Raw genomic sequence first — 15,967 nt, forward strand, 5'->3', positions numbered from 1 at the left:
CGGGCTTTTTGTCCTTTGGAACTCAGACCCTGATCCAAAGGAATTCCCCATGACCAAGCCCAAAACGGCGAACCCGACTTTTTCAATCTCCGACGCTAACCTCGCCTCTGCACTGGCACAGATCTGCGCGGAGATCGCCCACCAACCCCTGCGCAGCTCAGCGCTGGCGCGCATCATGCGCGAGACGTTTCATGGCAGTGATGCCGGGGGCGCCTGGGACTGGCGCATAGCCTATGACATGATGCAGGCTGCGGCCATCCAGGTGCTGCTGGGTGGGGACGGCGCGGCAGGTGACATCGCCGCTGCAAAGCTGCTTGCCTCACGGCTTCTCACGGAAACGCGCCGGTCAGAGCAGCAGATCCGGCTGCAGCAGTTTTCCACGCCGCTGCCATTTGCGGCGCTGGTCTTGCGGGCTGCGGCGATCCGCAAGGGCGAGACCGTGCTGGAGCCCTCGGCTGGCACCGGTGCCCTGGCTGCTTTCGCCGCCCGGGCCGGTGCCATGCTTGTAATCAATGAAATCGACCCCTCTCGCCAGCGCCTCCTGCGCGCGGTTTTCGGCGGCGAGGTCACAGGCCATGACGGCGAGCATATCGACGATCTGCTGCAGTCGCCGGTTCTACCCGACGTCGTGGTGATGAATCCGCCCTTCGCCTCCTCGGTCGATCGGTCGCGGGACAAGCACATCGCCGCCAAACATCTCATCGCGGCTTCAAAGCGTCTCGCGCCCGGTGGGCGGCTGGTGGCGATCATGCCGCCGGGGTTCACGCCCGAACGCGATGCCGCGCATTGGTCCCGCGCCTGCGGTCTCCTGACGCCACGCTTCGCGCTGACGATGCCGGGGCAGGTCTACCGCAAGCTCGGCACCTTCTGTCGAAACCCAGCTGATGGTCTTCGACAAGGTGCAGGAGGATGGGGAGATGATCCGCGCTATTGTGTGCGATCTGGATGAGGCCCTTCCTTTTGTCGACTCCGTGGCCGCGACCCGGACCAAGATGCGCCACGTACAACAGGCGGCAGCGGTTACTACTGCGCGACCGACCGTTGCACCCTCTGCCCCGCGCAAGACCGCCGCTGCGCCTGTTGCCGCCTCCAAACCCCGGGCCAATGCCGTCCGTCCGCTCAGCTTCACAAGCTTTGAGACCCCTCGCGACAACACGCCGGTCTCGGACATCTATGCGCGTTACCGGCCGCAGCGGATCGCGATTGCGGGTGCGCAGGAACATCCCACGCCGCTCGTTGAAAGCATCGCCATGGCCTCGGTTGCCCCGCCCATGCCCTCAAACACGGGCAGTGATGACTTGCGCCTGCCCGCCCGGTTGATCGAGGAGGGACATCTCTCCGAGGCGCAGCTGGAAACCATCATCATGGCGCATGACGCCCATGGGCGCGACCTGCCGGGTCGGTTCGCGATCGATGACGACCAGACCAAGCTGACGCGCGCCGATGATGACCCGGATGCACGAGCCTATCGCCTTGGCTATTTCCTCGGCGACGGCACCGGTTGCGGCAAGGGCCGCGAATGCGCGGGGCTCATTCTCGTGAACTGGCTGGCCGGACGCAGAAAGGCGATCTGGGTCTCTAAGTCCGCCGCGCTCATCGAGGACGCGATCCGCGACTGGACCGATCTCGGCGGCTCGCCCGCCGACATCCAGCCGCTCTCCAAATGGAAACCGGACCAGCCCGTCCCGATGGGCGACGGTATCCTCTTCGTCACCTACGCCACGCTGCGGTCCGCGGGCAAATGCGGCACCACGCGACTGAGCCAGATCCTGGACTGGATGGGCGAAGACTTTGAAGGCGTGCTGGCCTTTGATGAGGCCCATGCCATGCAGAATGCGGCGGGGTCCGAGCAGGGCAGGGGGGCCAAACCCTCCCAGCAGGGCCTTGCAGGCCTGCGGCTGCAACTGGCAGCACCCCGCGCTCGCGTCTTCTACATTTCGGCCACGGGCGCCACGAGCGTGCACAACCTGGCCTATGCCGCGCGTCTCGGTCTCTGGGGGCAGGGGCAGGAATACCCCTTCCCGAGCCGCGAGAGTTTCGTGTCGGCGATGGAAGCCGGTGGCGTTGCTGCCATGGAGGTGGTCGCGCGCGATCTCAAGACGCTCGGGCTCTACACGGCGCGTGCCCTCAGCTTTGATGGCGTGGAATATGATGTGCTGGAACATGCGCTGACCCCGGCCCAGATCGAGATCTACGACGCATACGCGACTTCGTTTCGGACGATCCACCACAATCTCGAAGCCGCGCTGACGGCGACCGGCGTCAACGACGCCTCGGGAGAGACTAATGCCTCGGCCGCACGCGCCTCGGCCAAGTCCCGCTTCGAGAGCACGAAACAGCGCTTCTTCAACCATCTCCTGATGGGCATGAAAGCCCCGACCATCATCCGCGCGATCAAGGACGATCTGGCGGCGGGCAAGGCTTGCGTCATCCAGGTTGTCTCTACAGGCGAAAGCCTGTTGAAGCGTCGGCTTGAGACGATGGACCCCGAGGATGAACTCGTCGAGGGTGCTTTGACGCCGCGCGACTATGTCTTGGGCTATCTCGAACAGGCCTTCCCGATCCATGCGCAAAAGCTCGTGGAGATCGACGGCAACATGGTGGCTGAACCCTTGCGCGACGCCAATGGCGCGCTGGTTGTCTCCCGCGAAGCGCTTGCCCTGCGCGATGCGGCCATGATGGAGTTGATGACGCTGGCCCCGATCCCTTCGGCGCTGGATCAGATCCTCTGGGCCTTTGGCGACGATGCCGTGGCCGAAGTGACCGGAAGGTCGATCCGACCTCTGAAGGCGGACGATGGCCACCTCTTCATCGAGAAGCGCGCCGCCAGCAGCAATTCCTCCGAAACCCAAGCCTTCATGGACGGCGAGAAGGATATCCTTATCTTCTCCGATGCAGGCGGTACGGGCCGGTCCTATCACGCGGCGCAAACGGCGAAGAACCAGAAACGGCGGCGGCACTATCTTCTGGAGCCCGGCTGGCGCGCGGATGCGGCCATCCAGGGGCTCGGGCGCACGCATCGCTCGGCTCAGGTCAGCGCGCCCTTCTTCCGGGTCTGCACCTCGGATGTGCATGGCGAAAAGCGTTTCACCTCGACTATAGCCAAGCGCCTCGACCAGCTGGGGGCCTTGACCAAGGGTCAGCGCGAGACCGGCTCGCAGGGCATGTTCCGCGAGGAGGACAATCTCGAAAGCCCGATCGCACGGGCGGCGCTGCGTGGGTATTTCGCCGATCTTGCCGCCGGGCGCGCCGAGGCGATGAGCTACGAGAGCTTCACCGACTGGACGGCCCTGCGGCTGATCGACAAGGACGGGGTGCTCCTTGAGGAGCTTCCCCCGATCCAGCGGTTTCTCAACCGGGTTCTGGCCCTGCCCATCCACATGCAGAACGCGCTCTTTGCCGAGTTCATGCGCCGGATTGCCGATCAGACGGAACGGGCGCGCGCGGCGGGCACGCTCGATCTCGGCGTGGAAACCCTACGCGGCGAAAAGATCGAGCAGGTCTCCACAGAGGATCTCTGGACCTGCCCGAAATCTGGCGCCGTGACGCGGATCATCGGGCTCGAGGTGACGGACCCGGTCCATGTCCTGGGCGCTGAAGAGGCCATATCGCGCAATCCGGACAAGCTGCCGATGGTCAATCGCGCCTCCGGCCGCGCGGCGCTCATCTCGGCGCGCCCTATGCAGATGTATGACGAGGACATTGTCACGCTGATGCGCAAGGCGGTGCGGCCCAACGGGTCGAGCTATCTGGAGGAGACGCGGTTCGGGTCCTCGGCCTGGGAGAACATCGGTAAGCCCGAGTTTGCAAGGCTTTGGGATGCCGAGGCTGCCTCCTTGCCCAAGACCACCACGACCAAGCTCTACCTGTTGACAGGGCTGCTGTTGCCGATCTGGAAGGACATTCCGACCACCAATGAGCGCATCTACCGGGTCACGCCCGACGGGGCGACCGCGATGATCGGGCGCACGCTGAGCGAGCAAGGCGCGGCCGCGCTGCACGCCCGCTTCCTCGTGTCCAACCCGCAAACACCGCAGGAGATGTTGACCGCCGCCCTGGGCACCACCGCGCCTGTCGATCTGGGCCGGGGTCTCACCCTGACCCGTCGCCGGGTCGCAGGCGAGATGCGCCTCGAGCTGGGCGGCGCGGACAAGGGCATGATCGACGGCCTCAAGGCCGCCGGCTGCTTCACTGAGATCATCGCCTTCCAGCTGCGGGTGTTCCTGCCGCATGGAGACGGGATCGACACGGGCCGCATTCTGGCTCGGATCGTCGGGCAGGGAACCACCAAAGCGGCAGAACAAGCCGCCTGAAAAGTCAAAGCGGGCTTCCGGTCGGGCGTCGCGGATCTGGGTTTCACCGGTCTGCGCTTTCCGGCGGCGCGCTGACCAATGCCACGCCCGGCCCCCCAATTACAGACAAGAGGACAGACCCATGACCAATCCCCAGATCGATTATGCCGCAATGGCGGCTCAGTGGCGCGCGGAGCGCGAAACCACCTTGAAGGCATCCCGAACGGAGCTGCTCGCGCAACTACGTGCGCTTGGCATCAGCGAGGTCACTGCCGAATACGAAGGCTATGGCGACTCCGGCAATGTCGAGGATGTGACGGTGCAGCCTGCAGAGGTCCAGCTGCCGGAGGCGCTTGCCGCAGAGGTTGGCGATTTCGCCTGGTCGCTTGCCTATCACCATCATCCGGGGTTCGAAAACAACGAGGGCGGCTACGGCACGCTGACCTGGGACATAGCACTAGACAGCATCACGCTCGATCATGCCGACCGCTATGTCGAATGCTCGCACAGCTATGACGAGGGGCTTTGAGATGGCCCATCCGCTTCATCATGCCGAAAGCTCTGCCCGGAAGTTCGGCGGGGTGCCGTCTGACTATCAGGCCGTCCACGATTGGTTTGACGCCTCGAAAGAGCACCTCGCGCTCTTCACGCACCGGGCCTTGCGTCACCATGCCCAAGGCCTGTTTGAAGCCGAACGTGTCTTCGGCTTGACCCTGACCAATAGCGCTGGTCGAGAAATCCCCGTGCGCTGGATCGGCGAACAGCATGTCCGTGAAGACTGCCAGGGCCGAATCCCGAGTATGGCGGACTGGCTGCGACGGATACAGCCCGAGCCATGGATGGCCAATGGCCACATCGACCGGCATTCCGGCTCCGAGCCCTGCGGCGACCCAAGGTTTGCCTGGGCCTCCGAGGTCGCCGCCGGACGAACGGTTCTTGGCCTGAAGGATTGGATGGCGGCGCGCGCGACGCAAGCGGCGCAGAGTGCCTTAAAGGACCCGGCTTTTTGCCAATTGAATGCCGCACGGAAGCCCGATTGGAAGATCGGGCCTCTTGAGTGTAAAACGCGGAGCAATATTGGGCCACGGAAGCGGCTGCGTTTTGCAGTTGTAGCGGAGTAAAAGTCCGCCAGTTTGTGCCCTTCGTTTATGCGGAGGGCGGGAGATGTATTCTGTGGATATTTATAGCCGCGTGCGCCGCGCGTGTTTGAAGGACGGCATGTCAGCGCGGGAGGCCGCGCGTTACTTCAATAAAGATCGTAAGACGATTGCCAAGATGCTGCGCCATGAGCTGCCGCCCGGCTATCAGCGTTCAGAACCGCCACGCCGCCCGACGCTTGATGGGTTTGTTGGTGTGATCGATGAGATCCTTCGCACTGACAAAGCCTTGATCAAAAAGCAGCGACACACAGCAAAGCGCATATTCGAGCGTTTGCGCGACGAACATGGATATGCGGGCAGCTTAACGACGGTGACCTATTACGTTCGTGAGCAAAAGCGGCGGACCAAAGAGGTGTTTGTGCCGTTGTCGCATCTTCCGGGCCATGCGCAGGTAGATTTTGGCGAGACGCTGGGTGTGATTGGCGGCGTGGAATGCAAGATCCACTTCTTTGTGATGAGCTTGCCCCATTCGGATGCGGTGTTTGTGAAGGGATATCCCGCCGAGACAACCGAGGCGTTCTGTGACGGCCACGTGTCAGCCTTTGCGTTTTTTGGCGGCATCCCGCAGTCCATTCTTTACGACAACACGAAGATCGCAGTCGCCCGCATTCTGGGGGACAAAACCCGCGTCCGGACCCAGCGGTTCACAGAGTTGCAATCGCATTACCTGTTTGATGACAAGTTTGGGCGGCCTGCGCGAGGCAACGATAAAGGCAATGTTGAGGGGATGGTTGGCTACACCCGCCGCAACTTCATGGTGCCCGCGCCACGCTTTGACAGCTTTGATGATCTCAATGCGCACCTTGAAGCGAAGTGCCTGGCCCGACAGGGCGAGACACTTCGTGGCCACGACAAAACCATCGGCGAGCGCTTGATATCTGATTTGGATGCGCTGATGGGATTGCCCGTTGCGGAGTATGAAGCCTGCGATCACGTCAGCACACGGGCCACATCGATCTCGATGGTGCGCTACAAAGGCAATGATTACTCGGTACCGGTGGCCTATGCACACCATGACGTTCATGTGCGTGGCTTTGTACACGAGGTACTGATCGGTTGCGGCAATGAGGTGATCGCACGGCACCAGCGGTCTTACGCATCCGCGGATATGATCTTTGATCCGCTGCACTTCTTGCCGCTGATTGAGCAGAAGGTTGGGGCCTTGGATCAGGCAGCGCCTTTGCAGGGTTGGGAACTGCCGGACGTCTTCGCGACCCTGCACCGCCTGCTCGAAGCCCGCATGGGCAAACCGGGCAAGCGGGAATACGTTCAGGTCCTGCGTCTGTTGGAAACATTCGACATGGATGTTGTACAGGGCGCAATCAGTCATGCCATTGATCTGGGTGCAATTGGCTATGACGCTGTAAAGCATCTCGTGCTGTGCCGGGTTGAGAAACGACCGCCGAGGTTGGATTTAGAGTTCTATCCGTATCTGCCCAAGGCCAATGTCGCCATGACGCGGCCATCCAGCTACATGAGTTTGATCGGAGGGACAGCAGCATGACTGACGCGCCTCAAATCCTTCTGCACCACCATCTCAAAAAGCTGCGACTGCCAACGTTCCAAGGCGAGTATGCCAAACAAGCGCAGCTTTGTGCGGCCGAGAACAAAGACCATGTGCACTACCTGGCACGGCTGTGTGAGATGGAACTGATTGATCGCGAGCGCCGGATGATTGAGCGGCGCATCAAAGCGGCAAAGTTCCCCAGTACCAAGAGCTTGGATAGCTTTGACTTCAAGATCATACCCAGCTTGAACAAGCCGCTGACGATGGAGCTGGCACGCTGTGATTACGTTGATCGCAAGGAAAACATCATCGCCCTTGGACCGTCAGGCACGGGCAAGACGCACATCGCTTTGGGACTTGGATTGGCTGCATGTCAACGCGGGTTGAAAGTACGCTTCACAACGGCGGCAGCCTTGGTTCATGATCTGATCGAAGCCCAAGATGAGCGGCGATTGCAGCGTCTTCAAAAACAACTGACCAGCCAGAACCTCTTGATCATTGATGAGTTGGGCTTTGTGCCCCTCAGCAAATCCGGCGCAGAATTGCTCTTTGAGGTCATATCGCAATGCTACGAACGCGGATCCGTCATCATAACCTCAAATCTGCCTTTTGATGAATGGACCGAGGTCTTTGGATCAGAACGCCTGACTGGCGCGTTGCTGGATCGTTTGACCCATCACGTCCACATCCTCGAGATGAATGGCGAAAGCTACCGGCTCAAACACAGTCGCAAAAACCGACAATAATCCACCCACAATCAAAGACAGGAAAATGCTGGCCCAAGGGCCAGCATGCGCTTTGGCCCGCTTCAGCTTTGTGAAGAGCACGCGCGCCAAAGCGCAAAACAACATCAAACGCAGTGGCCCCTTTTTATGCCGCGACCTGGCCCACTTTTACTCTGCGATTGACAGTCACGGATGAATTCAGGGAGCGCTATCCGGACATGCCGTCCCATCTCGCCCGCGGGCTCGGCGCGACCTACGCGGCCGTCGTCGAGATCCGGGACACGGAGGCCATCAATCAGGTCCGCCGCGAAATCGAGATGCGCGACGGGCTTGGGTCTGGCACGCGCGACGCACTGCTCGCAGCCCGCGGCGAAACTGCTTCGCAGTCTGGCCGTGCCGACCGCCTCGCAGACGAGATTGCGCGTGTCCTGGACCATGAGCGGGCGGGGGAGTTGTCCGCGCCCTTCGAGACCGAGGCGGAGCGGGACGCATTTCGCGACGAGATCGCGCGGGTGCTGGACGTTCGCCAACTCGACCGGCTCACATCTGGCGATGCCGATGCGCTGGAGAAGGTTCTCGAGGACCGTCTTGACCGGCTCTATGTCGCCAAGGTCTATCTGCAATCCGATGCCGCGACGGCCAACACGGAGGCCTTGCGCCAGGTGGTCGATGATCTTGCCGACACCGAATACGAAAAACACCGCACTGGCGATGTAGATGGCGAGACCGAGCGGGGACAGGTCCATTGAGCGCCTCCATGGGAAAAGCGCGGATCGCCACGGGCGTCCTGGTGGTAACGCTGGTGACCGCAGCCATAGGCTACACCATCGCCTCGGCGGTGCTGACCTATCAGGATCTCGGCTTCGGAGCCGAGATCGACTTTGCCTATATCGCGCAGAACTATCTGGCGATCCTCGATCGCCGCCCGGAAGACGCGCAACTTATTCACCTGATCATCGGCAGCTTCGCCGCCGCCGGCCTGATGCTGAGCCTCGCCCTCTCGGGGTCCGCTCTGACACGCTTTGGCCAGACCCATTGGCAGACCGCGCGCGAGATGAAGGCCAATGGCTTCTTCGGAGCGCCCGGTACCGGGTTCATCCTCGGCAAGCTGGGGCCGCCGGGCTCCCGCGCCAACTACATCTGCTCCAAGGTCTTCCCCCATGCGCTGATCGTGGCCCCCACGGGCCGCGGCAAGACCACGGGCTTTGTCATTCCGAACCTGCTGACCTGGCAAGGCTCCGCCGTGACGCTCGATGTGAAGGGCGAGTGTTTCGAGGCCACGGCCCGGCACCGCGCAGCCCAAGGCGACAAGGTCTATCGCTTTGCCCCCACCGATTGGGAGGGCAAGCGCACGCATCGCTACAACCCGCTCCTGCGCATCTATGAGTTGAAAGATCCCGCGCGCCAGCAGATGGAATTGCAGCTCCTGGCGACGCTCTTCCTGCAAAGCGACAATGACCGGGTGCAGGGGCTGCTCAAGGGCGGGATCGATCTCTTTGTGGCAGCAGGGCTCCTGGCCTTCCAGCGCAAGCGTCCGACCTTGGGCGAGATCTACCGCATCGCCGCCTCGGGCGGGAACAAGCAGAAGGAATATTTCGCGCGGGGCCACGAGGTGGACAACAGGGCCGCCAAGCTGATCTTCACGCGGCTGGCGTCGACCAACAACGATACGCTGACCTCATACGTCTCGCTCCTGATGACCTCGGGGCTCGATCAATGGCAGAACCCGGCCATCGATGAGGCGACGGCAGTCTCGGACTTTGATTTCCGCACGATCCGCAAGAAACCCTTTTCGGTCTATCTCGTGGTCCAGCCTCTGATGGTGAAGCCGCTTGCACCCCTGATCAGGCTGTTCTTTTCCGATCTCCTCTCCGCCATGCAGGAAAAGGACCCCGGGCCGGATGAGCCGTGGCCCGTAATGATCATGCTCGACGAGTTCAATCGCCTCGGCAAGATGCCCATCGTGGTCGAGAGCATCGAGACGCTGCGGACCTATCGCGGCCATTTGGCCGTGGTCACCCAAACCATCCCCGCCCTCGATGAAATCTATGGCGAAAACACCCGCCGCGCCTTGCAGGGGAATGCGGGCGTGAAGCTCTACCTGACGCCGTCCGATGAAAAAACCGTCGAGGAGCTCAGCAAGGCTGTCGGCAAGACCACGAAGACCGTCATCACGCGATCCCAGTCCATCGGCAAGAACCCCTTCGAAGGCCGTAGCCAGTCCACCCGGACCGAAGAAAGCTCTCTCCTGCCCGAGGATGAGGCGCGCCGGCTACCGCTCGACGAGATCGTCATGGTCATCGATGCCCAGATGCCGGTCCGCGCGAAGCGGATCCAATACTTTGACGATCGGCTGTTCAAGGCGATCCACGCGGCGCAATCAGGCGAGTTGCCGTTTCCGAAGCCGGGGGACAGGGGACCGCAGGGCACGCTGCCGCTGAGTGTGCGCGCCATGCCGATGACGCCGTTGGATGGGCCAGGGGGAACAGAAGCCGATGTGGAGAGGGCAAGCCAGGCTGGCGATGGTCAACCGTCAGGCCAAGCCGACGCCGCTCCAAAGAAGACCGCGCCTGTCGTTCAAGCCGTCATCACCGAGGAACAGCGTCAGATGGAGATGGATTTTGGGAGCCAGATTGCGGTTGCCGAGTCAGTGGGCGTGGATGATGAGGCGCAGATGCGCTCTGCTGTCGATGGATTGGATGATATGGAAGCGATGTTGCGGGAGGGGTGGGAGTAAAAAGCTGGTTGCTCGATAGGGTGGCGGACATCGCCTGCTTGTCGGGGAAGACGGATTCCGGACATTTGCAAAGGGTGCGAAAAGGTTCAACGCCATAAGCAGGCGCAGACATTCGGGGCTGGCCGTCGCCAAGGGTTGGCGTTCGTGCGAAGACCGAATGGCAAGTGTTTTGCGAACCAGTCAATCGGCTATGTGCTCGACGGCGCTGGCCACCATATAACATCTTGAGGGAAGTTGGCCCAAACTGTATCCATATCGAGACATGGCAAACAACTTGACCGCCGAAAAAGCTCTGATCTTCAGGATTACGCACATCAACAATGTGCCGTGGATCCTCAGGCATGGGCTTCATTGCAAGAATTCCGGAGTGCAAGACCCCAATTTCGTGCGAATTGGGAACCTCGAATTAATTCAGCGTCGGACTGCACGGAATGTACCTGTTGCACCGGGCGGATCGCTATCAGATTACATTCCGTTCTATTTCACGCCATTTTCGATGATGATGTACAACATCAAGACTGGCTACGGAGGAATTCGCCAGTTCCCGAACACGGAGATTGTGATCATGGCGTCCTCACTTCGGGGGCTCGAGGATCGAGGCGTAGCAACGGTGTTTTCAGATCGCCACGCATACCTCCAGACTGCGCAATTCTTCACCTCGCTCGACGACCTCGACAAGGTCGACTGGGGCATCCTGCAGCGTAGAGACTTCAAACGCGACGTCGATGATCCCGAAAAGACGGATCGCTACCAGGCCGAGGCGCTCGTGCACAGGCACTTGCCAGTGGAGCACCTTGCAGGCATAGTCTGCCTGAGCGAGAACGAAAAAGGAACACTTGAACAGCAACGGGAGGAGGTTGGGCTCGATCTCAAGATCGTGGCGCGACCAGGCTGGTATTTCTGATGGTAACTTACACGCAAGGCAATCTTCTGGAAGCTGACGTTGACGCGGTGGTGAACACCGTGAACACGGTCGGAATCATGGGCAAAGGAATTGCCCTCATGTTCAAGGAGCAATTCCCACGAAACTTCGAAGCTTATGCGCGCGCCTGCGATGAAGGCGAAGTGCGTACTGGCAAAATGTTTGTTACCGAGAACAAGGAGCTCTTTGGGCCGCGCTGGATCATCAATTTCCCGACAAAGACCCATTGGCGAGTGAAAACTAAGATTGAATGGGTCGAGGATGGATTGAAGGACCTTGTCCGAGTAATTCGTGAGAAGGGAATTAATTCAATTGCGATCCCTCCACTTGGCTGTGGTAATGGTGGCCTTGACTGGCGCGATGTGCGTCCTCTTATCGAGTCGGCATTGGCGGAACTTGAAGGGGTCAATGCCATTGTCTACGAGCCGACTTCCAAGTATCAGAATGTCGCCAAGCGCACTGGTGTTGAGAAGCTCACCCCGGCACGCGCACTGGTGGCTGAGATGGTACGTCGGTACTCACTCCTTGGGATTGAATGCTCAATTCTTGAGGTGCAGAAATTGGGATGGTTTCTCGAGCGCGGCGTGAAACGGTTCGGGGGTTCGGACGCACTCAAGTTCAGGTTCCAAGCAAACAAGTACGGACCTTATTCGCATAACCTGACGAAGCTGCTCGACAGTCTCGATGGAAGTTATCTCCGGTGCGACAAGCGCCTTGCAGATGCCGATCCCTTGGATCTCATTTGGTTCAACGACGCAAAGTATGATCGAGTGCAAGCCTATCTGAACTCGGGTGAAGGGAAGCAGTTCTCAAGCGTACTGGAATGGGCTTCGGCCACTATCGATGGCTTTGAGTCGCCTCTCGGCATGGAACTTCTGGCGACTGTCGACTGGATGATGCAGCACGACGATATCGAACCGACTGTTGAGGGAGTGATGGAAGGTCTTAAGGACTGGGCTGGCGGGGAAGTCGCTGGACAGCGCAAATTGAAAATCTTCGATCGCCGGTTGGTCGCCATCGCTTTGGGCCAACTTCAGATATCGAACAGGCTGCCTGCCTGTTAATCTTTGATTTCGTGGGCGGGAAGCACACATGCGGCGATGCCGCGTTGCTTCCGCAGCATCGTTACAACGCGGACATTCGTGGGAGCATCAAATCAACAAACCAATAACGGAGAGCATTCATGGCACTTAAACCAGGACCGAAGCCGATAGCAAAATCAACCGGGAAACCGGATCAGCGACGCCGTGACAACAAAACCACACCAGGGAACACACCGTCCCTGAAACCTAGCAAATCTAGCAAGCCCCCCGCAAAAAAATGAAAGAGGGTTCTCGTTAATTCGCCCTTCTAACCTCGCAGGCCGATCACTTCCACGTAGGATGGCGGGTCTCGGGACGGAGAGGCCGGTTAATTCTGACTAAGTCTGAACCTTAACGGTCGCAGCCGTTTGGGCATAAGACCGCAAAGCGCTGAGAGCAGTCCCGCGCGTCTGGCGCAGTATCGCGCCAAACTCTGAAACGCAGGGCGGAAAGCGGCCTCATGGCGTCGCGGCATTGCAGCCGCAGCCTAACCGTGAGACCAGCCATTCAGATTGATGGCCGCTGGCAACGGATTCATGACCACCTAACGGGTATAACGTCGACTTCCCCTAAGGGCCTGCAACACAATTGCAGCGACCGCTCGGACGTAGTCGCGCTTGCACCCTACGGCAAGTCACACTGCCGCCGCCCGCGCGCCGTTCTGGCCAACCGCGGGCCAGTCAGCGCCTAACTTTACAGAGACCCGCATTGCGTGGTCTCATTGGGAAGAAAAACTAATTGATCACAGGGACGTAGCGAATGAGTGAGGCGCTTCAGAAACTCTTCGAGCATGGCACGAAGTGGGTAAGGGCAGATTTCCACCTGCACACTCGAGCGGATAAGGAATTTCGTTATGACGGCGACGCTGACCGTTTCGTCGCCAGCTATGTCGAGGCCCTTGAAGCTAACGGAACACGCCTTGCCGTCATCACCAACCACAACAAATTTGACTTGGAAGAATTCAAGGCTCTGCGCAAGAGGGCGCGCAAATTCGGTATCGGTGTGCTCCCCGGCGTGGAACTATCCGTCAAGGACGGCGCAAACGGCGTTCACACACTCGTGGTATTTTCCGAAGCTTGGTTGGCCGATGGTCAGGATTACATCAACCAATTTCTTGGCGTAGCGTTTGCTGGGAAGGTTCCCGCGCAATACGAGCAGGAAAACGGACGTAGCAATGATGACCTGATCGAGACGCTCAGAAAACTGGAATCCTACAACCGCGACTTTTTCATTATCTTCGCGCATGTCGAGGCTAATAGTGGCCTGTGGAAGGAGTTAAGCGGCGGGCGAATGGGCGAACTTGCCGCTGAGCCGCTCATTCAAAAATATGCCCTTGGCTTCCAGAAGGTCCGCACCCATGACAAGCAGGATGGCGTTTGCCGCACGAAGGTCAAGGGCTGGTGGGGCGATCACTATCCAGCCGAAGTGGAAGGCTCTGATGCAAAAGAAATTTCTGAAATCGGCAAAGGTAAGAAGGTTTATCTGAAGCTTGGCGATGTTGGTTTCGATGCGGTGAAATTTGCCCTGACGGATCATGCTTTCCGCGTTGCGCCGGATATACCGTCCATAGGCCATTCCCACATCAACGCCGTTCGCTTTGAAGGCGGATTGCTGGATGGTAGGCGTGTTACCTTCTCTCCGCATCTGAATTGTCTGATTGGCATTCAGGGCAGCGGAAAATCTTCTATCCTGGAAAGCGTGCGCTACGCGCTTGATATCCCCTTTGGCGAAAAGGCACAGGACAAGGAATATAAGGATAAGCTCCTGCCCCATGTTCTGAAAAGCGGCGGCAAGGTAATTGTCGAAGCGACCGATCGGCATGGCGGTCGCTATGAGGTAAGGCGCATCTGGGGGCATTTGCCGGATGTTTATGTCGATGACGTGCTGCGCCCCGGTGTCTCCATTAAGGAGACGATCATCGCCAAGCCGCTTTACTTCGGGCAGAAGGACCTCTCCGCTGCTGGAAAGGGCTTCGGGCACGATCTTGTCGAAAAGCTCATGGGCGATAGCCTAAAGGGTGTGCGGCAAAAGATCGAGGAACGCGCGGGCGAACTAAAGTCGGCTATAGAGAGCTTCAATTCTGTCCGCGGCGATGCGGAGGACAAGCAAGCGCTGGAAGATGAACTGAAGGATGTTGAATTCAACCTGGAGCAATTCGACAAGCATGGCATCAAGGACAAGCTTGAAAAGCAATTGGCCTATAGCGAGGACCTGACCTACTGTCAGGGTATTGACGAGACGGCTGCGGCCTGGCGCAAGACGATTGATGATGCTGCAACCCAGGCCGAAGAAGATTTCAAGCTGATAGAAGTTCATGCCTCCGATCAAAATGCTGATTTCTTCACGCGCTACGCAGCCAAGGTGGAAGAGCTAAAAGGCACGGTGGCGACAGCCAAGGCTCTTGCTGCCACCATCAAGACCAAGTCCTGCGATCTGGATGAACTGCGCCAAGAGCTTGAAGGCGTGCGCGACGGCCTAAAGGAAGAATTTGCCGAGACCGAGCGGGAACTGGTCAAAGCGTTGGACGAACAGGGCGTTACCTCGATCCAGCCGGATGCCTATATCAAGCTTACGCAGCGCAAGCAGGAGCTTGAAGCTGAAATCGCCGAGCTGGCCAAGCGGACGGGAAAGGAAAAAACAAGGCTCGAAGCCGTCCTGATCGCCATGACATCGCTGAATGATGCCTGGCACGATGAATTCAAGTTAATCGCGGCGGCGCTGAAAATCATCAACGAATCGCAAGGATCATTGAGAGTAAATGTAGCGTTCAAGGGAGATCGCAACGCCTTCACGACCCATATCGACGGGTTACTTCGAGGCAATAATCTTCGCAGGGAATATTATAATGCACTTGCAGAGGCTTACTCCGATTTTGGCGAGATTTTCAAAGACCTCGAAAAGGCTTGTGCTCACGCGAAGGGAAAAAGCGAGGACTTCAAAAAGCACTTCATAGCAAATCTCTACGCACTCATCTCTTATCAGGTGCCCAACAGCTATGCGGTGACGTATCACGGCAAAGCACTTCTGTCGCATTCTCTTGGTCAGCGCGCCTCCGCGATGATGCTCTTCCTGCTTAGCCAGAAGGGGAATGATCTTCTGCTCATCGACCAGCCGGAAGATGATCTTGATAGCCAGACCGTCTACGAGGAGGTGGTCAAGCTGCTTCGGCAGATCAAGCCAAACCATCAATTCATCTTCGCGACACATAACGCGAATTTTCCGGTGCTTGGCGATGCCGAGACCATCACCACATGCAGCGCCAGCGATGATGACATCGCCATATCGGTTGGCAATATCGACGATAAGTCCTGTCAGTCCAACGTCATTTCCATCATGGAGGGCGGCCCGGAGGCATTTGAGCGCCGCAAGACAATCTATCAAATCTGGAAAGCCCGTGCCGTCTGACCATATCTAAAAGAACACGAAACGCTTCACCACTCTACTCTCGGCTACATTCGCCTCCGGTTTTTGCTGCACTCGGCTGTGAGCGGCCACTTCGGAGGCCCGAATGCAGCGCTGGCACACTTGGCTTTCCCGACTAC

8 protein-coding genes and 2 pseudogenes are annotated in these 15,967 nt (G+C 59.1%); all 10 read left to right on the forward strand.

Annotation, left to right across the window (positions count from 1 at the left end):
* Positions 1 to 49 precede the first annotated feature (49 nt).
* A pseudogene (locus SJY36_RS17530) lies at positions 50 to 4,313 on the forward strand (strawberry notch-like NTP hydrolase domain-containing protein).
* A gap of 121 nt (positions 4,314 to 4,434) precedes the next feature.
* Entirely contained in the window at positions 4,435 to 4,821 is a 387-nt protein-coding gene (locus SJY36_RS17535) for a DUF6878 family protein (protein ID WP_386176755.1), read from the forward strand.
* Between the two features lies 1 nt (position 4,822).
* A complete protein-coding gene (locus tag SJY36_RS17540) occupies positions 4,823 to 5,413 on the forward strand; it encodes a DUF6915 family protein (protein WP_386176756.1) in 591 nt (196 codons plus the stop codon).
* A gap of 43 nt (positions 5,414 to 5,456) precedes the next feature.
* Positions 5,457 to 6,956 carry an IS21 family transposase gene (gene istA / locus SJY36_RS17545; RefSeq protein ID WP_286699790.1) on the forward strand — a complete coding sequence of 500 codons (1,500 nt, stop codon included), beginning with the start codon at positions 5,457 to 5,459 and terminating at the stop codon, positions 6,954 to 6,956.
* Positions 6,953 to 7,705, forward strand: coding sequence for an IS21-like element helper ATPase IstB (gene istB / locus SJY36_RS17550; protein WP_286699791.1), 753 nt, complete (start codon positions 6,953 to 6,955; stop codon positions 7,703 to 7,705). The genes istA and istB overlap by 4 nt, the downstream gene beginning before the upstream one ends.
* A 164-nt stretch (positions 7,706 to 7,869) precedes the next feature.
* Positions 7,870 to 8,433, forward strand: a pseudogene (locus SJY36_RS17555) (endonuclease); the annotation flags it as partial.
* An 8-nt stretch (positions 8,434 to 8,441) separates the two neighbouring features.
* A complete protein-coding gene (locus SJY36_RS17560) occupies positions 8,442 to 10,421 on the forward strand; it encodes a type IV secretory system conjugative DNA transfer family protein (protein ID WP_243252190.1) in 1,980 nt (659 codons plus the stop codon).
* A 274-nt stretch (positions 10,422 to 10,695) separates the two neighbouring features.
* Positions 10,696 to 11,325 (forward strand): DUF4433 domain-containing protein, encoded by a 630-nt coding sequence (locus SJY36_RS17565; RefSeq protein ID WP_206054332.1) that lies wholly within the window; start codon positions 10,696 to 10,698, stop codon positions 11,323 to 11,325.
* Positions 11,325 to 12,407 (forward strand): macro domain-containing protein, encoded by a 1,083-nt coding sequence (locus tag SJY36_RS17570; RefSeq protein ID WP_132998414.1) that lies wholly within the window; start codon positions 11,325 to 11,327, stop codon positions 12,405 to 12,407. Before SJY36_RS17565 ends, SJY36_RS17570 begins: the two co-directional genes overlap by 1 nt.
* A 777-nt stretch (positions 12,408 to 13,184) precedes the next feature.
* The gene (locus tag SJY36_RS17575; RefSeq protein ID WP_386176757.1) at positions 13,185 to 15,830 is read left to right on the forward strand and encodes a TrlF family AAA-like ATPase; all 2,646 of its coding nucleotides are present in this window, start codon (positions 13,185 to 13,187) and stop codon (positions 15,828 to 15,830) included.
* Positions 15,831 to 15,967: the final 137 nt, after the last annotated feature.

It is taken from the genome of Sulfitobacter sp. R86518, from assembly GCF_042466275.1.
Classification (GTDB): domain Bacteria; phylum Pseudomonadota; class Alphaproteobacteria; order Rhodobacterales; family Rhodobacteraceae; genus Sulfitobacter; species Sulfitobacter pontiacus.